This is a genomic window from Pseudomonas sp. BTN1 (assembly GCF_001907715.1).
GTDB classification, from domain to species: Bacteria; Pseudomonadota; Gammaproteobacteria; order Pseudomonadales; family Pseudomonadaceae; genus Aquipseudomonas; species Aquipseudomonas paracarnis.
The window spans coordinates 1-21,069 of sequence record NZ_MPBM01000004.1 but is presented as its reverse complement, the minus strand read 5'-3'; the positions used below and the strand labels follow the sequence as shown (position 1 = coordinate 21,069).

At 62.9% G+C, this 21,069-nt stretch carries 10 protein-coding genes; 5 read left to right on the top strand and 5 right to left on the bottom strand.

From position 1 onward, the window contains the following. Window positions 1–4 precede the first annotated feature (4 nt). The 3 genes from BMH52_RS01605 to BMH52_RS01595 form a co-directional block, all read right to left on the bottom strand. Window positions 5–637, bottom strand: a complete 633-nt coding sequence (locus BMH52_RS01605) for a LysE family translocator (protein ID WP_014718117.1) — start codon at window positions 635–637, stop codon at window positions 5–7. A gap of 69 nt (window positions 638–706) precedes the next feature. After that, window positions 707–1,576, bottom strand: a complete 870-nt coding sequence (locus BMH52_RS01600; protein WP_014718116.1) for a sugar phosphate isomerase/epimerase — start codon at window positions 1,574–1,576, stop codon at window positions 707–709. A 27-nt stretch (window positions 1,577–1,603) separates the two neighbouring features. After that, window positions 1,604–1,786, bottom strand: a complete 183-nt coding sequence (locus BMH52_RS01595; protein ID WP_014718115.1) for a rubredoxin — start codon at window positions 1,784–1,786, stop codon at window positions 1,604–1,606. A 158-nt stretch (window positions 1,787–1,944) separates the two neighbouring features. Here BMH52_RS01595 and BMH52_RS01590 point away from each other — a divergent pair, with 158 nt between their 5' ends. Continuing rightward, the gene (locus tag BMH52_RS01590) at window positions 1,945–3,375 is read left to right on the top strand and encodes a PLP-dependent aminotransferase family protein (protein WP_019817295.1); all 1,431 of its coding nucleotides are present in this window, start codon (window positions 1,945–1,947) and stop codon (window positions 3,373–3,375) included. Between the two features lie 342 nt (window positions 3,376–3,717). Here BMH52_RS01590 and BMH52_RS01585 read toward each other — a convergent pair whose 3' ends face one another. Next, complete coding sequence (locus BMH52_RS01585) at window positions 3,718–4,188, bottom strand: Lrp/AsnC family transcriptional regulator (protein WP_014718112.1); 471 nt, start codon at window positions 4,186–4,188, stop codon at window positions 3,718–3,720. 123 nt (window positions 4,189–4,311) lie between these two features. On the opposite strand from BMH52_RS01585, the gene BMH52_RS01580 reads away from it, so the two are divergent. Both BMH52_RS01580 and BMH52_RS01575 read left to right on the top strand, forming a co-directional pair. Further along, the gene (locus BMH52_RS01580; protein WP_073842744.1) at window positions 4,312–5,556 is read left to right on the top strand and encodes a methionine gamma-lyase; all 1,245 of its coding nucleotides are present in this window, start codon (window positions 4,312–4,314) and stop codon (window positions 5,554–5,556) included. A 229-nt stretch (window positions 5,557–5,785) separates the two neighbouring features. After that, on the top strand, window positions 5,786–6,457 hold the full coding sequence (locus tag BMH52_RS01575) for a helix-turn-helix transcriptional regulator (RefSeq protein WP_072435738.1): 672 nt from the start codon (window positions 5,786–5,788) through the stop codon (window positions 6,455–6,457). 116 nt (window positions 6,458–6,573) lie between these two features. Here BMH52_RS01575 and BMH52_RS01570 read toward each other — a convergent pair whose 3' ends face one another. Further along, window positions 6,574–17,961, bottom strand: a complete 11,388-nt coding sequence (locus BMH52_RS01570) for an autotransporter-associated beta strand repeat-containing protein (protein WP_073842742.1) — start codon at window positions 17,959–17,961, stop codon at window positions 6,574–6,576. A 411-nt stretch (window positions 17,962–18,372) separates the two neighbouring features. Here BMH52_RS01570 and BMH52_RS01565 point away from each other — a divergent pair, with 411 nt between their 5' ends. Together BMH52_RS01565 and BMH52_RS01560 are read left to right on the top strand one after the other, a co-directional pair. Then, the gene (locus BMH52_RS01565; protein WP_019817299.1) at window positions 18,373–20,184 is read left to right on the top strand and encodes a monovalent cation:proton antiporter-2 (CPA2) family protein; all 1,812 of its coding nucleotides are present in this window, start codon (window positions 18,373–18,375) and stop codon (window positions 20,182–20,184) included. 72 nt (window positions 20,185–20,256) lie between these two features. Continuing rightward, a complete protein-coding gene (locus BMH52_RS01560; protein WP_014718107.1) occupies window positions 20,257–20,811 on the top strand; it encodes a hypothetical protein in 555 nt (184 codons plus the stop codon). The last annotated feature ends 258 nt before the right edge of the window (window positions 20,812–21,069 follow it).

Sequence of the window (21,069 nt, the reverse complement as noted above, 5' to 3'; positions counted from 1 at the left end):
TACTTCAGTGCGAAAACCCGCGTGCCAGCATCAAGGCGACGCCCAGCAGCAAGACGGCCGTGACCCGCTGCAACAACACCCGGCGCTTGGGGTTTTCCAGCACGTGCTTGATGCGCTGGCCGAAATAGCAATACAGGCAGCCGCTGGCAAATTGCAGCAGCAGGAAGGTCAGGCCAAGGATGGCGATGTCCGCCGCCGAACTGTGTTCACCGGCGCCGGCAAACTGCGGGAACACGGCGCTGAACATGATGATGGTCTTGGGGTTGGAAAACCCGGTCAACAGCCCTTTGCCAAACAGGCTGCGCGAACCCTCCACGGCACCTGCGTTGTTGATCGACACGCCGCTGCTGGTCCACTGCTTGTAGGCCAGGTAGAGAATATAGGCCACACCGACAAACTGGATGGTCTGGGTAATGGCAAGGTTGCCCTTGATCAGTTCCGAGAAGCCCACGGCAAAGATCAGGATGGAAATCAGGTAAGACACACTGGCGCCGATCTGCGCGGGGATCGAACTGCGCAGGCCGTCCTTCAGGCCCAGGCTCAACAACAACAAGGTCATGGGGCCGGGGCTGAAGGTCATGGTGGCGCAAAACAGCAAAAAGTAGAGAAACGACGACAGGGTTAACGCACTTGTCATGGCCAGGGACCTTGAATTAAGAGAACAACAGCAACGAGGCGAGCGCCTCAAGCGCCCGCCCCAGGCCGGTCAGGCGACGGCGATTTCAGTCGTCAGGGACTCGCGGTACATCACCGCAAGGTCAGCCAGCGCGGCCTTGGCGGTCTGGTTACGGGTTTCAAACGCCACCAGGCCCTTCCAGTTGGTCTCGACAATGGCCTGCACCACATCGGCGTAATCACAGTTACCGTCATGGATGCCGAAGTGCTGGTCTTGCACGCCGTTGTTATTGCTGAAAGAGATGCCCTTGATCAGGTGGTGATACTTGCGCACCACTTCTGCCGGCAGGCCGTTCTCGATGTTGGCATGGCCGGCGTCGAGGAAGAAGTACACATTGCTGTGGGCTTGCAGGCGCTCGAACACAAAAGCGTATTCCGCTTCATGGGTAAAGATGTAGTGGAACGGCCGATAGTTGACGTAGTTGGACAGGTTCTCCAGGTAGATATCCGTGCCCTTGGCCTCGGCGTAGCGCGCCAGTTCCTGCACCGACTTGAGGTAATGCTCCAGGGCAACCTTCTTGGCCATCAGCACCATTTTCGGCTCGACGATGCAACCGCCGTGAATGATCAACGGCGCGCCCAGGCGGCTGGCGATGTCGATTTCCTTTTTCACATACTCCACGGCAGCGCTGCGGAAGGCTTCTACATCACTGCCCAACGGTGCCTTGAAGTTGCCGTGGAAAACCGGCTTGACCCCAGTCGCCGTGATTTGCGCCTGCAGGCTTTCGATACGCGCCTCGGTCCAGTCATCGACCATTTCGCCGAACAGGCTGCCGTCGATGTACCAGTGGGTGCAGTCACCTTCGATGGCGGTTTGCAGGCCCTTTTCGGCGCCCAGGTATTTCTGGTGGGCCACACCGGTGCAGAACGGGACGGTGGCGTTGATCAGTTTGCTTTCCATGGAGCGATTCCTTTCGTTGATGGAGTGTCAGGCGAATTGACGTTCAGGAAGATTGATGGCCATGAAGTCGGCCTTGGTCACGCCGCAATCCGGGCATGTCCAGTCTTCAGGCACCTCTTCCCAAGGGGTGCCTGCGGGAATTCCGTCCTCCGGAATACCCAGTTCTTCTACGTACATAAAACCGCAGGGTGCGCACATATAAGTCTTCATGGAAATGCAAAATCCATTGCTCAGGTGTAGGAAATATCGCCATCTCCAGGCGAGATGCAGCGCAGTCTAGGGGAGTGGCATTGCGCAAGGCAGGTAAAGTGATGCCTAATCCGGCCTCACTTCACCGGTAAAATCACCTGCAAACACAAGGACGCGTCATGTTTGTATCCGCCATCGCTTTCGTAGAAGGCACGCCCAAGGTCCAGCAGATCGTCGAGGCGTTCAGCCACGCCATCGAAAATGGCGAATGGGCACCGGGCAGCAAACTGCCATCCGTGCGTGAGCTGACCCAGATCCTCGGCGTCAGCAAGTTCACCCTCAATGAGGCTCTGGACCGCCTGCGCGGTCGCCACCTGCTGACCTCGAGCCAGGGCCGCGGCTACTTCGTGGCGATGGACAGCACACGCCCTGCTTCGGCGACCTGGGTCGATCTACTGCCCCAAGACCTGCTCAGCGTATTGCGCCGGCCCTTGGCCACCGCCAGTGGCGAACTGCGGCCCGGTGGCGGGCACCTGCCGGAGGACTGGCTCAATGGCGAAGCGATCCGCCAGGCCATGCGCAGCGTGGTGCGTGCGCCGTCGCTGCGCATCGCCGGGCTGGGCACGCCGGCGGGGCTGTTGCCGTTGCGCCAGGCGCTGCAACAGAAACTGCATGGCGAAGGCTTGTCGGTGCCGGTGGAGCAAATCATCACCACCCCCAACACCGTGCAGGGCCTGGACATGCTCATGCGCCTGCTTGCACGCCCCGGCGACACGGTGTTGCTCGACGCGCCGTGCTATTTCAACTTCCACGCCAACCTGGCGCTGCATGGGGTCAAGGTCGTTACCATTGAGCGCCGCCCCGATGGGTTCGATTTCGCGGCCCTCGAACAGTTGCTGGCCGAACACCGCCCCAGCCTTTACCTGACCACTAGCGTTCTGCATAACCCCACCGGGCATTCCTTCAGCCCCAGCCAGGCGTTTCGGCTGCTGCAACTGACCCAGCACTATCACTGCCATATCGTCGAGGATGATCTTTATGGCGACCTGCATCCCAACCCTCCTCCACGCCTGGCCGCCGTCGCCGGGCTGGAGCAGGTCACCTACCTGTCGGGGTTCTCCAAGAGCCTCAGCGCCAACACCCGCGTCAGCTACGTCGTGGCCGCGCCGCAACTGGCCGCCAACCTCACCAATATGAAATTGATGAGCGGCGGCGTCACCTCCGAACTGTTCGAACAAATCGTCTACCGTATGCTCAGCGAAGGCAGCTATGCCAAGCATCGCAAGCGCATGGTGCAACGCCTGATGGAGGCCGGAGGGCGCGTCGAACAATGGCTCAAGCGCTGCGGGTGCGAACTGCCGATGGCGTATGAAGGCGGGATGTTCATCTGGGCACGCCTGCCGCCTGGCGTGAACGGCGAACTCCTGGCTCAGCAAGCCCTGAAACGCAGCATGGTGCTGGCGCCCGGTGCGCTGTTTGGCTATGACCCGGCCCATCGCGACTCGATGCGCTTCAATGTGGCCCACAGTGATGAGCCACGGGTGCAGCGGGTATTTGAGGCGCTGTTGTTGCATGGGGTGGCACACAAAAGCAAAAGCGGCCCAACGTAGCCACGATGCGAAGCGAGTAGCTCTTGCTCTTGCTCTGATTTTGATCTCAGGCGCCCCGTTGGTGGGGCAAGAGCCCTTTGGTTACTTTGGGGCTTTTCCAAAGTGACCCGCCGTAAGGGCGGACCCCTAGGTGGCCGTTACCGCAGGAATGGATATGTACTCGGTATAACTGCGTCGGCTGTCAGGCCGCCTCCACAGGCAAGCCAGCTCCCACAAATTGATCGCGGGGCGTCAGGTAGATAGGTGTCGGCTGGCAGGCCGCCATCGCAGGCAAGCCAGCTCCCACAGTTGGATCGCGGGGCGTCGGGTGGATACGCATCGGCTCGCGCCGTAAGCCTCCCGTCAACCCGGCAACGGAATCACCCGCAACGGCCGCACCGACTTGTAGGAAAAGCTCGAATAGATCTCCTTGACGCAGGGCAACGTCTGCAAAACCTCGCGGGCAAACTCGCCAAACGATTCCAAGTCTTTGGCCACCACTTCCAGCAAAAAGTCATAGCGCCCCGAGACGTTATGGCACGCCACAATCTCCGGAATCGCCAACAGACGCTGCTCGAACGCGCGGGCGATTTCCTGGGTGTGGCTTTCCATCATGATGCTGACAAACGCGGTCACCCCATAACCCAGCGCCTTGGGAGAAAGGATCGCCTGGTAGCCACTGATCACCCCGCTCTCCTCCAGGGTGCGCACCCGGCGCCAGCACGGTGAGGTGGTGAGGGCCACCCGCTCTGCCAACTCGGCCACGGTCAGGCGGGCGTTGCCTTGCAACGCGTTTAAAAGGGCTTTGTCCGTACGGTCCAGCTTGATGGGCATAACGTGCCTCTAATCATTATTTTTATCGATGTTTGATCCACAAACGCGGGTTTTTGCAGGCTTTTTCGCAAAGTTCATCTGTGGTTATGAGCATAGCATTGTAGGAAATAAGGAGCGCCCGACATGCACACTCAACACACCAGCTTCGGCTTTTGCACCCGTGCCATTCACCATGGCTATGACCCTGTTGACCATCACGGCGCCCTCGTTCCGCCCATCTACTTGTCTGCCACCTTCGCCTTCCCCACCGTCGAATACGGCGCCGCCTGCTTTGCCGGCGAAGCCAGCGGCCACTTCTATACGCGCATTTCCAACCCCACCCTGGCCCTGCTGGAGTCACGCATGGCCAGCCTGGAAAACGGCGAGGCCGCCGTAGCATTCAGCTCCGGCATGGGCGCGATTGCCGCAACGTTCTGGACCCTGTTGCGCCCGGGCGACGAGATCATCGTCAGCCAGACCCTCTATGGCTGTACCTTCGCCCTGTTGCACCATGGCCTGGGCGAATTCGGTATCAAGGTGCGGCATGTCGACCTGACCGACCTGGCCGCCCTGCAAGCAGCATTCTCCCCGGCCACGCGCATGCTCTACTGCGAGACGCCGGCCAACCCCAACCTGCGCCTGATCGACATCGCCGCCGTGGCCGAGTTGGCCCATCAACAGCCGAATGTCACCGTGGTGGTCGATAACACTTATTGCACGCCCTATCTGCAACGCCCCCTGGACCTGGGTGCCGATGTGGTGGTGCACTCGGCCACCAAATACCTCAGCGGCCACGGCGACATCACCGCAGGTGTTGCGGTGAGCAACCAGGCGCTGGCACAGCGCATCCGCCTGCAAGGGCTCAAGGACCTGACCGGCGCAGTGATGTCACCCCAGGACGCGTCGTTGCTGATGCGCGGCCTCAAGACCCTGGCCCTGCGCATGGACCGTCATTGCAGCAATGCCCAGGCGCTGGCCGAAGCCTTGCAGGCGCACCCGGCCGTGGAGAGTGTGATCTACCCCGGGCTGCGTTCCTTCCCCCAGTACGAACTGGCGACCCGGCAAATGAAACTGCCCGGCGGCATGATTGCCTTTGAACTCAAGGGTGGGATCGAGACGGGCCGGCGCTTTATGAACGCACTGCAACTGTTCACCCGTGCGGTCAGCCTGGGAGATGCCGAATCACTGGCCCAACACCCGGCGAGCATGACCCACTCCACCTACACCCCCGAGCAACTTGCGCAGCACGGTATCAGCGAGGGCCTGGTGCGTTTGTCGGTGGGGCTTGAAGACGTTGCCGACCTGCTGACGGATATCCAACAGGCCCTGGCCAAGTGCAGCGGTGCCAACCTGCGGCCAGCCCCCACAGCGGTTTATGCCATGAAATAGCGCCTCAAGCCGTGCGTTTTGCGGTGCCTGGGCGGCGGTCGGAAGGATCCGACTGCCGTTCTACATGTTTAATGCTTTTTTTCGCAGATTGGATCCCCCTCCTTTAGCCAGCCTGTACTAGCATGTCCGCAGCGGGACGCACTATCACTGCAGGTTATTCACATTCGTTACCTTCTTAACCCCCGTCGCTATAAAACCGAACACCTGCACGAAACTCATGGACGAATTGATGAACTCACACCTGTTCCCACAGATAGGCAAGGTCATCGCCAGCACCGGCAGCCGCCATTTTCCACGCATGCTGCATGACCTGATCCTCACCCAACTGGCAGTGGACGCCACCCATATCACCCAATTGCACGTCAGCCGCGAAGGCCTTGGCCGCCGCAAGATCAGCCCGGTGTACACCGATTCGGTGGCGGCCTTGGGCAGCGAGCAACTCGCCGCACAACTGCACCTCACGGGCCGCAAGGACGATGTGCGCTATGTACTGTCGGTGTATCGCTCGCACCCGTCCGACAGCTTTTCCGCGCAAGAACGCAGCATGCTCCAAGACTTCTCCGCGCTGTTGCTGCCCATGGTGGAAAAACACATCACCGCGCTGCAGCCATCGCTCCCAGACAGCCCGTGCGCAGTGCCCCAACATCAGGGCATCGACACCTTGCACCGACGCATTCAGGAGCGCCTGGTGCAATCGGGGCTGACCCTGTCCAACCGTGAACTGCAAGTGTGCGTAGGCCTGCTGGCCGGGCGCACCGCGCCGGAGTTGGCCGAACAACTGGCGTTGAAGGTCAACACCATCGAGAGCTACCTCAAGCGTGCGGCGATCAAGTTGGGGATCAGCGGGCGGCATTCGTTGTTGCGGTGGATGTACTCGACCGAAGACGGCACCCGTTTCTGAGCTGACGCCAATCAAACTGTGGGAGCACGCTCGCTTCTACACGGGGTATTCGGGCAAGCCCAGCTTTCAGCAAAAAAAACCGCCCTTGCGGGCGGTTCAAGAAAACTCGGCCTTGATCAGAAACCGAGGGAGAAACTCACCGTCACGGCGTGGTCTTTGTCGTTGCGCGAGAGTTGGCCGGAATAGCCCAGGCCCAGTCTGCCGTTCTGGCTGATCTGGTAATCCAGGCCCGCTTCCACCACCGCGCTGTCCTTGGCAATCGGCACGCCCTGGGTGCTGAACGAGCCACCGCCATTGATAAAGCTCAGGTCGGCGTCGGGCTTGGTGTCACCGAAGGCATGGCGCCAGCCGATGCTGCCCCGTGGGGTGATTTTCGAGCCGTTGCCCAGGGTGATGGTCTGGCCAATGCGCACGCCCAAGGTCGAGTAGGTGATGTCCTGGTCGGCATCGCCACGCAGGGCTGCCGAGCCGCCTTTTTCCTTGATGGTGTCGCTGTCATAGTTGACGTAGGCCAGGCCGGCGAACGGTTCCAGGGCCACGGTAGGGGTTTGAATCGTGTAGCCGACTTCACCGAACACCTGCGCACTGCGTGCCTTGTAATCGGCTTTGAGGCGTTGGCCTTCGCCACCGACGGCCACGTTGCGTTTGCTTTCAACGTCATGCCAGCTGTACGCCACGCCCATGCGTGCGGCGAAGGCTTCTTGCTGGTAGGCGGTGTAGGCCATCAGGTGGTAGCTGTCCACATCGGCGCTGGAGTTGCGGCGCTTGGCGTCCAGGTCGCTGCGGGTATAGCCGGCGGCCACGCCCACGCGCCAGGCGTCGTCCACTTGCTTGTCGGTACCGAGCAGGAAGCCGCTGAGGTTGCGGTCCAGCTTGGCGCTGTTGCTGTCACCGCCCATGTGGCCCCAGGTGCCGAGCACGCGCATCCAACCGACCATCTCGCCGTGGCAACCGGCGCTGCTCAGGTGGTTTTCGCTGGGTGCCAGGGCATTGCGCGGGTCGTCCTCGCGGTAGCAACCGGGTTGGCGCAGGCGCTCGTTGACCGCATCACGCACGTAACGCGAGTCTTCAAGCATGGCGCTGGCGGTGCTGGCGTGGATTTCGCCGGACAAGCTGTCGAAGGCCGCACGTGCCGCCGCTGCATCACCGTTAAGCAGTGCATTTTGCACCGCTGCGCCACCGACTGCGGTGCCTGTGCCCAACGCCGCCGCTACGCCGCGCTGGTTACCGGTGGCCGCCACGCTGGCGTAGCTGACGTCGTTGCGGCTGACCGCCAGGGCCACTTGGGTTGGGCTGTAGTTCAACGCGGTAGTGAGGAATGCCAGGTTCTCCAGGTTGGTGGTGGCAAAGGTGCCGTTGACCGCGCCCGCCGTCAGCAGGGTGTAGGTGGTGGCGCCGGCATAGGGTGCCAGGTTGACCACATTCAAGGTGCCGCCCAGGTTGGCGGTGCCGCCCACGGCCAGGGAGCCGGTGGTGGATGGGGTGATCACCAGGTTCAGCGCACCGGTGCTGGCGTTGGTGAAGTTGCCGGCCACGGTCAGCTTGCCACCGTCGGGCGTCACCGAGCCGTTGTTGACCAGCGAACCGACACTGCCGTTACCGGTCAGCCCCGCACCGTTGGCCACAGTGACTTGGCCGCCAAGCACCGCGCCTGGGTTGGCCGCGTTACCCACTTGCAACACGCCCTCTTCCACCGCCACGGTGCCACTGAACGGCTGGTTGCCGGTCAGCAACAGCGCGCCTGCGCCTTGCTTGATCAGCGCACCGGTGCCGCTCAAGGTGCCGCTGAACTGGCCATTGGTGCGCTGGGTAAACAACAACCGCGCGTTGTTGAGGATCCTGCCACGCAGGCTGGTGGTGGTGCCCGCCAGCGTACCGCCACTGACGGTGGTGCCGCCGGTGTAGGTATTGGCGCCAGTCAGCAGCAAGGTGCCCGCATCCAGCTTGTTGATGCCGCCGGTTCCCACCAGCGGTGCATCAATCTGAGCGGTCACGCCGGAATTGACGCGCACTGGCGCCAGGCTGCCATCGGCCGCATTGGTCGGGCTCAAGCTACCGCCTGCGCCGGCGACCAGCGTGTAGCCGGCGTCCAGCACTTGCAGTCCAGTGAAGCCTTGGTTGCCAACTACGGTCACGGTGCCGCCCTGCCCGCCAAATACCGCGAACTGATTGGTGGACGCCTGCCCTTGAGTGCCGGTGGGGTCGGTCCAGTTGGTGCCTGGGCCCCAGGTACCACTGCCGCCGGTGATGCTGCCATCGGGGTTGGTGGTGCCGCCGTTCCAGAACTGGATCTGCCCTGGGGTGGTTTGCACCACCAGGTTGAGCTGGTTGGCCAGCGCCGTTTGCAGGCTCAGGTTGCCCAGTGCCACCGGCAAGGTGCCAAAGGTGAGGCCGTTATCGGTCAAGCTGCCGCCGTAGCGGAACAGCTGGTACACGCCGACACCGAAGCCGCCGGTATCGCTGACGTTGAGGGTGCCGTCCAGGGTCAGGTTGCCCGCCACGTTCACCGCTGTACTGGAGGCACCCGGCGCACCGAGGGCGAAGTCCAGGGTGGTGCCCGATGACAAGGCCAGCGAACCCACCGACAGCGGCGTCGCGGCACCGGCCTGGAGCACCGAGCCGTCAGCCATGTTCACCGCACCGCCCAGGGTACCGCTGCCGCCGAGGGTCGCGCCGCTGGCGACTTGCACTGCGGCGCTGTTCAAGGTGCCGTTGACCAGCAGGCTGCCGGTGTTGACGTTGGTGTTGCCGGTAAAGGTGTTGTTGCCGCTGAGCAACAACGCGCCGGTGCCGGTTTTGTTCAACACACCGGTACCGGTGAGGTTGCCGGTGTAGGTGCCGTCGCTGGCTTGCTCAAAGGTCAACGCCGCGTTGTTGGCGATAGCGCCTTGCAGGCTGGTGGTGTTGCCCGTGGTGCTGCCGCCGTTGAGCGTGGTACCGCCGCTGTAGGTGTTGGCCGCGGTCAGCAACAAGTCGCCGTTGCCATTTTTCACCAGGCCGCCGCTGCCGCTGACCACGCCGTTGAGGGCTAGGTCGTGGCTGCCGGCCAGGGTCAGCGCGCCACCCAGGTTGAGGGTATTGGCCAGTTGCAGATCGGTGCTGCCATCCAGTTGCGCCGCGCCGCCGACCGTCAAGGCACCACTGCCCAGGGCAGCATTATTGCCAAGGATCAATTGACCGGCGTTCAGGCCAGTGCCGCCGCTGTAGCTGTTGACGCCATTGAGCGTCAGCGCTGCCGCACCGTTTTTCACCAGGCTGCCGCTGCCGCTGACAACCCCATCAAGGGTCAGCGCGTTGCTGCCTGCCACCGCCAAGGCACCGTTGAGCACGGCCGCATTGGCCAGGCTGACCGCCGCGTTGCTGTCTAGGGTAGTACCACCGGCCGCCGTCAGAGCGCCTGTGCCCAGGGCATTGTTATTACCCACCACCAGGGTGCCGCCATTGAGCGCGGTACCGCCGGTGTAGCCATTATTGCCGTTGAGTACCAGGGTGCCGCTGTCGAGCTTGGCCAGGGTGCCAGCGCCGTTGAGGGTCACGCCCAGGGTCGCGGTGGCGTTGGGGTCGACGCGTACCGCGGTGTTGCCGGTGCCGCCATTGACCAGGTTGAGCACGCCCGCCGTGCCGGAGCCCAGGGTGTAGCCATCAGTGACGAACTGCATGCCGGTGATGTTTTGCGTACCGTCCACCGTCACGTTGCCCGCCGCGCCTTGGAACACCGCGAAGCTGTTGGCCCAGCCTTGGTTGAGGGTGCCGTCGACATTGGTCCAGTTGGTATTGCCGGCGTTCCAGGTGCCGTTGCCGCCGTCAATCGCACCGTTGCCGATCAGGCTGTTGCCATCCCAGAACTGCACGGTGGTGTTGGGCGCAGTCACCAGCAGGTTGACCTTGTTGGTGATCGCGGTCTGCACTTGCAGGTCGCCCGGCACCACGCTGCCTGGCAGTGTGCCAAGAGCCAGGCCGTTATCGGTCAAGGCCCCGGTGTAGTTGATAAGGTTGTAGACGCCGCTGCCAAAGCCGCCGATATCAGTGACATTGAGGTTGCCGTCCAGGGTCAGATTGCCGCCGACATTCAGCAGGCCTGTGCCGCCACCCAGCACCGGAGTGCCGAGACCGACATCCAGGTTCGAGTTGCCACCCAGCACCAACGAGCCCACCGACAGCGTGCTGCCGGTGGCCAAGCCGATGTGCCCACCGTCGGCCACGGTCACCGCGCCGGCCAATGAGCCGCTGCCGGCCAGGGTTGCGCCGCTGTTCACCGCCACTGTGCCGCTGGCCAGTGAACCGGTGACATTCAAGGTGCCGCCGTTGACGTTGGCCGCGCCGCTGATGGCATTGGTGCCGCTCAGGTTGAGCACCCCGCTGCCGTTTTTATCCAGGTTGCCGGCACCGTTGAGCGCACCGCCAAAGCTGTTATCCAGGTTGCTGCCACCCACCGCCAGCGTGTTGCCGCCAGCCACCTGTACCACGCCGTTGCCGGCCAGGCTGTTGAGGTTGGCGTTGCCACCCAGGTTGAGGTTGGCGCCGCTGCCGACAGTGACGCCGGAGGTGGTGCCCAGCGCACCATTACCCGTCGTGGTCACGCTGCCCGCCGCCACGGTCAGTGGGCCGCTGAAGCTGTTGTTGCCGGTCAGCAGCAGGTCCGCCGCGCCATTCTTGATCAGCGCTGCATTGCCAGCGAGTACACCGGCCAGGGTCAGGTTGTTGCTGCCTGCGACAGTGAGGTCGCCATTGAGGTTGACCGCATTGGCCAACACCAACGGCGTGCTGTTGGCCAGGGTCGCCGTACCGCCGACGGTCAATGCGCCCGAGCCCAGGGCCGTGGTGCTGCCGACGGTCAGCGTGCCGGCATTGAGGGCCGTGCCGCCGCTGTAGGTATTGGTGCCGTTGAGGGTCAGGTTGGCGCCACCGGCCTTGGTCAACGAACCACTGCCGTCCACTACACCGTTGAGGCTCAGATCGTTGCTGCCGCCGACGGTGAGCGCGGCGTTCAGGCTGGTGTTATTGGCCAGGGCCAACCCCGTGTTGGTGTCCAGGGTGGTTGCCCCATTGACCGCCAAGGCACCGCTGCCCAGGGCTGACGCATTGCCTAGGGTCAAGGAACCGGCATTCAATTGCGTGCCACCCAGGTAGGCATTGACACCGTTGAGCGTCAGGTTGCCCGCACCGGTTTTGGTCAGCCCACCGCTACCGCTGACCAAGCCGTTCAGGCTCAGGTCGGCGGTGCCCAGAATGCCCAGGTTGCCGGCCAGATTCACCGTGTTGGCCAGGGCGACCGCCGTGCTGCTGTCGAGGGTGGTGCCGGCGGCCGCGTTCAGGGCACCACTGCCCAGGGCCGAATTGGAGGCCAGGATCAGGCCGCCTGCGTTGAGTGCGGTTGGGCCAGCATAGGTGTTGTTGCCACTGAGGGTCAGGTTGGCGATGCCATTCTTGATCAGGCTGCCCGTGCCCGCCACCGTGCCGGCCAGGGTCAGGGCATTGCTGCCGCCGAGGGTGAGGCTGCCGTTGACGTTGAGTGCATTGGCCAGGCTGACCGCGGTGTTGCTGTCCAGGGTAGTGCCGTTGGCGGTGGTCAAGAGGCCGCTGCCCAGGGCACTGTTATTGCCGACCACCAGGGTGCCGCCATCCAGGGCAGTGCCGCCGGTGTAGCTGTTGGCGCCGTTGAGCACCAGGGTGCCGGTGTCGAGCTTGGCCAGGGTGCCGCCGCCGTTAAGCGCCACGCCCAAGGTGGCAGTGACGCCTGGATCGACACGTACGGCGGTGTTGCCGCCCACGCCATTGAACAGGGTCAGGGCGCCCGCTGCCCCGCCGGCCAGGTTGTAGCCATCGGTGACGAACTGCAAACCAGTGATGGCTTGCGCGCCGTCAACCGTGACGGTGCCCGCCGTGCCTTGGAACACGGCAAAGCTGTTGGGCGTCCAGGCTGTATTGAATGCACCATTGACGCCGGTCCATTGGCTGCCGCCTGCACTCCAGGTGCCGCTGCCGCCTTCGATGGTGCCATTGCCCGTGGTTTGGCTGCCGTCCCAGAACTGCACGTTGGTGCTGCCGTTGACCAGCAGGTTGATCTGGTTGCCGATCGCGGTTTGCAGGTCCAGGTCGCTGGCCGGGATGTTCACCGGCAGGCTGCCCAATAGCAGGCCGTTGTTGGTCAGGCCACCGGTGTAATCGATCAGGCGGTAGATACCCGCACCGAAGCCGCCGATATCGGTGACGTTGAGGGTGCCGTCCAGGGTCAGGTTGCCGTTGACCTGCACCAGCGCCGTACCGCCCGTCGCGGGCGCGCCGAGGCCCGCATCCAGGTTGGCGTTGGCATTGAGCAGCAGCGAACCGGTGGTCAGGGTCGCGCCGGAGTTGACGGCCAGGTGGCCGCCATCGGCGATGCTCACGTTGCCCAACAAAGTACCGGTACCACCGAGGGTGGCACCACTGCCCACCGCCACGTTGGCGCTGGCCAGGGAACCATTGACGAGCAAGCTGCCGGCGTTGACCTGGGCGTCCCCGGTCACCACGCTGAGGCCACCGAGGGTCAAGGCGCCTGTGCCGTCTTTGGCCAGGTTGCCGAGGCCTGCCACGACGCCGTTGAAGGTGCTGTCCAGATTATTGTTGCCGACGCTTAAGGTGCTGCCGGCGCCTACGGTTGCAAGCCCGGTACCCGTGAGTGCGCCCAGGCTGGCGCTACCGCCCAGGTTGAGGGAAGTACCGCTCGCCAGGTTGACCCCGGCGCCGACACCCAGTGCTCCGTTGCCCAGCGTGGTGAGGCTGCCTGATTGCACATCGAACAGGCCGTTGAAGGTGTTAGTACCGGTCAGGCTCACATCCGCCGTGCCGGTTTTGACCAGGCTGCCGCTGCCGGCCAGCACGCCGGCCAGGGTCAGGTTGTTGTTGAGACCGCCCACGGTCAGCCCAGCGTTGAGGTTGACCGCATTGGCCAATACCAGCGGTGTGCTGTTGGCCAGAGTAGCTGCACCGTTTACGTTCAAGGCGCCGGTACCCAGGGCTGCTGCCGTGCCCAGGGTCAGCGTGCCGGCGTTGAGGCTGGTGCCGCCTTGGAAGGTGTTGACGCCATTGAGGGTCAGGTTGGCCGCGCCGTCTTTGCTCAGGCCAGCCGTGCCGGTGACCAGGCCACCCAGGGTCAGGTCGTTGCTGCCGGTGACGGCGAGGTTGGCGTCAAGCACGACGCCATTGCCCACACTCAGCGCTGCCGTGTTATCCAGGGTCGCCGCGCCGCCAACGGTGAGGTTGCCCAGGCCAAGGGCGGTGGCGCTGCCCAAGGTCAGCGTACCGGCGTTCAGGGTGGTGCCACCCAGGTAGGCGTTGGCGCCGCTGAGGATCAGATTGGCCGTGCCCTCCTTGGTCAGGCTGCCTGCACCGTTGATTGCGCCGCCGAGGGTCAGGTCAGCGGTGCCGCCGATGCCCAGGTTGCCCGCCAGATTGATCGCGTTGGTGGTGGCGACCGCCGTGCTGGCGTCCAAGGTGGTACCGCCTGCGGCGTTCAACACGCCCGCGCCCAGCGCCGTATTGCTGGCCAGGATCAGCCCGCCTGCGTTCAAGGCCACAGGGCCCAGGAAGGTATTGGTGCCGCCGAGTGTCAGGCCTGCCGTGCCATTCTTGACCAGGCCACCGGTGCCGCTGATGGCGCCATTGAGCGCCAATGCGTTGCTGCCGCCGACCGTCAGGCTGCCGTTGAGTACCGCATCATTGCCCAGGGTTACAGAGGCGTTGCCGTCCAGGGTGGTGCCCGCCGCAGCGGTCAGCGTGCCAGTGCCCAGCGCGGTGTTGCTGCCGACCACCACCGTACCGCCATTGAGCAAGGTGCCGCCGGTGTAGCTGTTGGCGCCATTGAGCACCAGCGTGCCGGTATCGAGTTTGTTCAGCACGCCCGCGCCGGTGATATCGACGCCGAGGGTGGCAGTCGCCAGTGGGTCGACGCGCACGGCGAAGTTGCCGCTGCCGGTGCTCAACTGCCCACCGGTGCCATTGACCAGGCTGTAGCCATCGGTGACGAATTGCAGACCGGTGATGGTTTGTACGCCATCCACGCTGACAGTGCCCGCAGCACCTTGGAACACCGCAAAGCCACCGCCCCAGGTCTGGTTGGAAAGGCCGTCGGCCGAGGTCCAGTTGGTGCCCCCCGCTGTCCAGGTGCCGTTGCCACCGTCAACAGTGCCGTTGGCAAGGGTGTTGCTGCCGTCCCAGAAACGAATATTCGGCGCCGCTACCACCAGGTTGACCTGGCTGCCCACTGAGGTCTGTACCAGCAGATCACCCAGCCCATAACCCAGCGGCACCGTGTTGACGTTCAATGCGCCGGTCAAGCCGCCGGTGTAGTTGATCAAGCGATACACACCAGCGCCAAAGCCACCGGCATCGCTCACATTAAGGTCGCCGGCCAGATTCACGTTGCCGCCGACATTCATCAGCGAGGTCAGCGACGGTGCGCCAAGCGCCACATCCAGACTGGCCCCGGCACTCATGTTCAGGCCAGCGGCCGACAAGGTCGTGCCACTGCCCAGCGCCAGGTGCCCGCCGCTATTGATATTCGCCGTACCCAAGAGCGAGCCACTGCCGGTGAGGGTGCCGCCGCTGTTCACGTTGACCAACGCGCTGCCCAGAGAACCATCGACATCCAGAGTGCCCGCGTTGATCGCCGTGTTACCGGTGATGCCATTGATTCCGTTGAGCGTGAGCGTGCCGGTACCCACTTTAATCAAGCTGCCCGCGCCGCTGAGGTCACCGTCAAAAGTACTGCTGGTGTTCACCCCTCCCACGGTGAGATTCAAACCGCCGCCGACTGCCACGCCACCCGCACCGCTGAGGCCGGCCAGGCTGGAATCGACGCCCAGGTTCAGTGCGGCGCCGGTGCTGACATTGACGCCAGAGGTGTTGCCCAATGCACCGGTGCTGCCGGTGGTGACGCTGCCGGAGACAATATTCAATGGCCCGGTGAAAGTGTTGTTGCCGCTCAAGGTCAGGTCAGCCAAGCCATTTTTGATCAGCGCACTGGCGCCGCTGAGCACGCCGCTGAGGTTCAGGTCATTGCTGCCCGCGAGCGTCAGGTCGCCATTCAAGGCAATCCCGTTGCTCAGGGTGAAGGTCGCGCTGGTATCCAGAGTTGCCGCACCACCGACCGTCAAGGGGCCTGCGCCCAATGCGCCTGCCGTGCCCAAGGTCAACGTACCGGCGTTGAGGCTGGTGCCACCGGTGAACGTGTTGGTGCCGTTAAGGGTCAGGTTGGCCAGGCCATCCTTGATCAGCGCACCCGCGCCGCTGACCACACCGCCCAGGGTCAGCCCATTGGTGCCGCCGACGGTCAGCCCGGCGTTGAGGGCAATACCATTGCCCAACGCCACCGCCGAGGTGCTGTCCAGGGTTGCGGCGCCGCCGACGGTCAAGTTGCCCAGGCCAAGCGCCGTGTTGCTGCCGACGGTCAGCGTGCCGGCATTCAGCGTGGTGCCACCCAGGAAGTTATTGCTGCCGCTCAGTGTCAGGCCGGCTGTGCCGTTCTTGGTCAGGCTGCCTGCACCGTTGACTGTGCCGCCCAGGGTCAGGTTGGCGCTGCCACCGATTCCAAGGTTACCGGCCAGGTTGATCGCGTTAGTCAGCGTGGCATTGGTGCTGGCGTCCAGGGTCGTGCCTGTGGCTGCATTCAACGTACCCGCACCCAAGGCACCGGTAGCGCCAATCACCAGCTTGCCGCTGTTGAGTGCCGTGTTGCCCAGATAAGTGTTCGCTTGATTGAGGATCAGATCCGCCGGGCCGTTCTTGATCAACCCACCAAGGCCCGCCACCACACCGCCAAGGGTCAGCGCGTTGCTGCCGCCAAGGGTCAGGTTACCGCCCAGGTTGAGGTTATTGCCCAGGCTCACTGCTGCACTGGCATCCAACGTGGTACCCGCCGAGGCGTTCAACGCACTGGCGCCGAGTGCAGTATTGGAGCCAACCACCAGCGAACCGGCGTTGAGGGCCGTGGCGCCGGTGTAAGTATTGTTGCCCGTAAGCGCCAGGCTCGATACGCCCTCCTTGATCAACCCGGAACCACCGCTGACAACCCCGCCAAGGGTCAGCGGGTTCACGCCGTCTACGGTCAGATTGGCGTTCAAGGTAATCGCATTGCTGGTTGTCAGCGCAGCATTGCTCTGCAAAGTACCTGCACCCGCCACGGTCAAGGCACCGGTACCTAGCGCTGCGGCATTGCCCAATGTAAGCGTGCCGGCGTTCAAGGTGGTACCACCCTGGAAGGTGTTGGTGCCACTGAGGATCAATTCGCCGGTACCCGCTTTGCTCACACCCGCGGCGCCCGAGATCACACCACTCAGGGTCAACCCGGTCGAGGCGCCCTGTACCGTTAAACCACCGGTACCCAGGGTCATCAGGTTGGCCAGTGTCAAGCCGTTGCCGGTGGCCTCGATAGCGCCGCCGTTAGACGTGAGCACACCGCTGCCAAATGTCGCGTTGTTATTGAATTGCGCCACACCGCCATTGAGCGTAGTGCTGCCGCTGACCAACGGCCCCTGCAACGTCCAGGTGCCACTATTGATGGCCAGGTTGTTGAAGTTGACATAGTTGGCGCTTGAAGCCGTGCCGGTGCCTGTACTGCCACCACCCACGCCCGTCGTGTTTTCAAGGATAAGCGAGTTGCTGCCGCCTGCGCCGCCGTCCACCTGGCCGGTGGGGGCGAACGTCAGGTTCACGCCGATCAGTCCGCCAAGGCTTAAGCCGAGGCCGCCGCCGTTGGTCACTTGCGAGCCCGTGACTGCCGTAAAGGTGTTGGTACTGGCGGCCCCCATCGACACACCGCCAGAGATAGTGCCGGTGTTGCGGAACGTGTTCCCTGTAGTGGAGCTCTCGAACGCCACGCGCCCGGTCAGGGTGCCGTTATTCGTCATATTGACCTGCCCGCCACCCTGCACGGCCACCACCGGGGTATCGGAAGTGAGCAGCGACAGGCCGAGCAAAGAAGAAGAACCAATGACCCCGTTGTTGACGATCGTGGTGGTGCCGCCTGCGCCGTTGGTGGCGTTCAGGGCCATGCCGTCCAGCGAGGCCAGGTTCAGCCCCAGCAATGCGCCAGTACCGCGCATGATGCCGGAGGCGCTGTTGGTGATGTTCAATGCGCTGGCTGCCGTGTTGCCGATCACTACGCCACCGCTCAGCACCGAAACCAATCCGAGAAGTGCCGGGTCAATGGTGCCTGAGTTGTTCAACGTCGTATTGTTGCCGGTCAGGGTCAGTGCTTTACCGCCCAACGTCGCATTGAGCTGCGCCCCCGCGTTGACGTTGACCGTCAGGCTGTTGACTGCACTGCTGAAGGTATTGAGAAACAGCGGCAATGTCGGCACACCCGTACAGGTCACCGTCGCTCCAGCGGTGGGACTCGCCGGGCTACAGGCGGCGAACACATCCGGGCTCGCCAGCCCCATCACCAGCCCGGCTACGCCCAGGCGGATCGCAAGAGAAAGCGCAGAAATACGAGGTAAAGCGGCAGTCGCAAGTCTTCTATCCACGTTCTACTCCTTGTGGTCCAAGCCTTTCATCCGTGACTGCGTGCACGCCTTGTTTCAACGATCCACACGCATCGAATTCGAAACACCTGACCGTGGTGACTACTGGTTCAGTTTTTCGAAACGTTAGTAGACCTGCGCGAAAGCCATTGAATTAAATGGTATTAATACTTTCGTAAAACCGGCGTAAAAATGGGATGAGCGCCAACATCCATTGACTGTCGCGACAAAAATACAAGTTTCAAAATGTGAAAAAGCGCTCTAATAGCGCCCTATCCTCCCCACCGTAGGAGCGAGCCTGCTCGCGAAAATCCTCAACGATGACGCGACAAACCAGACACAACGCGGTGCCCTTGCGTTCTTCGCAAGCAAGCTCGCTCCTACCGTTGATCGATGCAAATGCTGGAGTTCGTAATGCCCCATGAAGGCAACCTGTTACAAGCAGCCGTGGTGTTCTTGTTCGCCGCCGTGCTGACCGTGCCCCTGGCCAAGCGCCTGCAATTGGGCGCGGTGCTGGGCTATCTGTTCGCCGGTGTGATCATCGGCCCGTCAGTACTCGGCCTGATCGGCAACCCGCAAAGCGTGGCGCAGTTTTCTGAACTGGGCGTGGTGCTGTTGCTGTTCATCATCGGCCTGGAATTGTCACCCAAACGTTTATGGGTGATGCGCAAGGCGGTGTTCGGCGTCGGTCTGGCCCAGGTCCTGCTCACCGGTGTGGTGATGGGCGCGGTCGCGCTGTGGCTGTTTGGCCAGTCGTGGAACAGCGCCATCGTGCTGGGCCTTGGCCTGGCACTATCCTCCACGGCGTTTGGCCTGCAAAGCCTGGCCGAACGCAAGGAACTCAACCAACCCCACGGGCGCCTGGCCTTTGCCATCCTGTTGTTCCAGGACATCGCCGCCATCCCGCTGATCGCCATGGTGCCGTTGCTGGCCGGCAGCGATCATCCGACCACCGAGGCCCAAGGCCTGCAACATGTGCTGCAGATCCTGGGCAGCATCGCCGTGGTGATCATCGGCGGGCGCTACCTGTTGCGCCCGGTGTTTCGCATCGTGGCCAAGACCGGCCTGCGCGAAGTGTCCACCGCCACCGCGTTGCTGGTGGTGATCGGCACCGCCTGGCTGATGGAGTTGGTGGGCGTGTCCATGGCCTTGGGGGCCTTCCTCGCCGGCCTGCTGCTGGCGGATTCGGAATACCGCCACGAACTGGAATCCCAGATCGAGCCGTTCAAGGGCCTGCTGCTGGGGCTGTTTTTTATCAGCGTGGGCATGGGCGCCAACCTCAGTCTGCTGCTCAGCACACCGCTGGTGGTGATCGGCCTGACCCTGCTGCTGATCGGCTTGAAGCTGCCGCTGCTGTACGCCGTCGGGCGAATGGTGGGCGACCTCAACCGCGAGAGCGCTTTACGCCTGGGCGTGGTGCTGGCGGCGGGGGGTGAGTTCGCCTTTGTGGTGTTCAAGATCGGCCGCGACCAGGGCCTGTTCGAACCGCAGCTGTACGACGTGCTGGTACTCACCATCACGCTGTCCATGGCCGTGACCCCGCTGCTGTTGCTGGTGTGCCCGAAGCTGTTCAAGCCCAAGGTCAAGCCGGTGGAAGTACCCGAGGAATACCGCGCCATCGAAAGCGATGCGCCCCGCGTGGTCATCGCCGGCATGGGCCGCATGGGCCAGATCGTGGCGCGCATCCTGCGCGCGCAGAACATCTCGTTCATCGCCCTCGACACCTCGGTGGAAACCATCGAGCTGACCCGCAGTTTCGGCGGTATGCCGGTGTTCTACGGCGACCCCCAACGCCCGGAAATCCTCCACGCGGCCAAAGTCGATCAGGCGGAATTCTTCGTGATCGCCATGGACGACCCAGAGATCAACATCAAGACCGCCGAGCTGGTGCGCAACCTCTACCCGCACATGAAGATCATCGCCCGTGCGCGTAACCGCCAGCACGTACACCGCCTGGTGGACCTGGACGCTTCACCGGTGCGCGAAACCTTCTACTCCAGCCTGGAAATGAGCCGCCGCACCCTGGTCGGCCTCGGTTTGAGCCAGGCCCAGGCCGATGCGCGCATCAACCGCTTCAAGACCCACGACCAGCAGGTACTCGCCGCCCAACACGCGGTGTACGACGACGCGGCCAAGGTCATGCAAACCGCCCAGGAAGCCCGTGCGGAACTGGCGCGCCTGTTTGAAATGGACAGGCTTGAGGAAGAGTCTTCCGACAAAGTGTGACGGGGCCGATGAACGAGATTGCGAATTTTCTGACAGAATACGCCGCAATTTCGTTCATCCCCGGAGTGCTTCATGGCCACGTTCACCAAGACCGCAATGCTGCTGGCCCTCGCGCTCACCGCCGGCAGCGTATTCGCTGCTGCAAAGCCCACCACCCAGACCATCTCCACCTTGGGTGGCAAGTTCACCTTCAAACTGCCCAAGGCCTACAGCGCCGACACCCTGCCCTCCGGCACAGCGCAAGACGGCACCGCTGACACCCAAGGCACCCTGTACGCTAACTCAACGACGAAAAGTGTGGTGATCGTCGCCGAAACCGTGCGCAACGATGGGGCAACTATCCAGGATAACGACCCGCAGTTCCTAGACGGCGCCGTGGCCGATTTCGTCAAGGACCAGAGCGCTGCCCTGCCTGACTTCAAGAAACTGGGCGAGAAGAAACTCACCTACAAGGGCCTGGGCCTGCGCCAAGTGGACAGCAGCGCCACCCAAGGTGGTGGCAAGACCTTGAACTCCACATTCCTGGGTGGTTCGGGCAACCATTTGCTGGTGATTCAGGCCATTTCCCGGGCGGATGATGTGAAGGGGCATGCGCAGCTGGTGAAGCAGATTACGGGCGGCAAGTAACCCCCCTCTTCCAGCCAACACAAAACCCATGTGGGAGCGGGCTTGCCTACGATGGCGGTGTGTCAGTCACTGAATCTTTTACTGAGCCACCGCTATCGCAGCATAGGCATCTACATAACTCTGTAAGCTCAACGGTAACCACGATGCGAAGCGAGCCACTCTTGATCTTGCTCTTGATCTGAAGCGCCCCGTCAAACCACGCTGGCCGGAATTCGACAGGGATTTGGGGGGTAAACCGGCAGGGATGCCGGTTTAGCC

Bases quoted from the DNA above. Each gene is read 5' to 3' on its own strand.
- BMH52_RS01605 (WP_014718117.1), bottom strand. From the start codon at position 637: ATGACAAGTGCGTTAACCCTGTCGTCGTTTCTCTACTTTTTGCTGTTT.
- BMH52_RS01600 (WP_014718116.1), bottom strand. From the start codon at position 1,576: ATGGAAAGCAAACTGATCAACGCCACCGTCCCGTTCTGCACCGGTGTG.
- BMH52_RS01595 (WP_014718115.1), bottom strand. From the start codon at position 1,786: ATGAAGACTTATATGTGCGCACCCTGCGGTTTTATGTACGTAGAAGAA.
- BMH52_RS01590 (WP_019817295.1), top strand. From the start codon at position 1,945: ATGTTTGTATCCGCCATCGCTTTCGTAGAAGGCACGCCCAAGGTCCAG.
- BMH52_RS01585 (WP_014718112.1), bottom strand. From the start codon at position 4,188: ATGCCCATCAAGCTGGACCGTACGGACAAAGCCCTTTTAAACGCGTTG.
- BMH52_RS01580 (WP_073842744.1), top strand. From the start codon at position 4,312: ATGCACACTCAACACACCAGCTTCGGCTTTTGCACCCGTGCCATTCAC.
- BMH52_RS01575 (WP_072435738.1), top strand. From the start codon at position 5,786: ATGAACTCACACCTGTTCCCACAGATAGGCAAGGTCATCGCCAGCACC.
- BMH52_RS01565 (WP_019817299.1), top strand. From the start codon at position 18,373: ATGCCCCATGAAGGCAACCTGTTACAAGCAGCCGTGGTGTTCTTGTTC.
- BMH52_RS01560 (WP_014718107.1), top strand. From the start codon at position 20,257: ATGGCCACGTTCACCAAGACCGCAATGCTGCTGGCCCTCGCGCTCACC.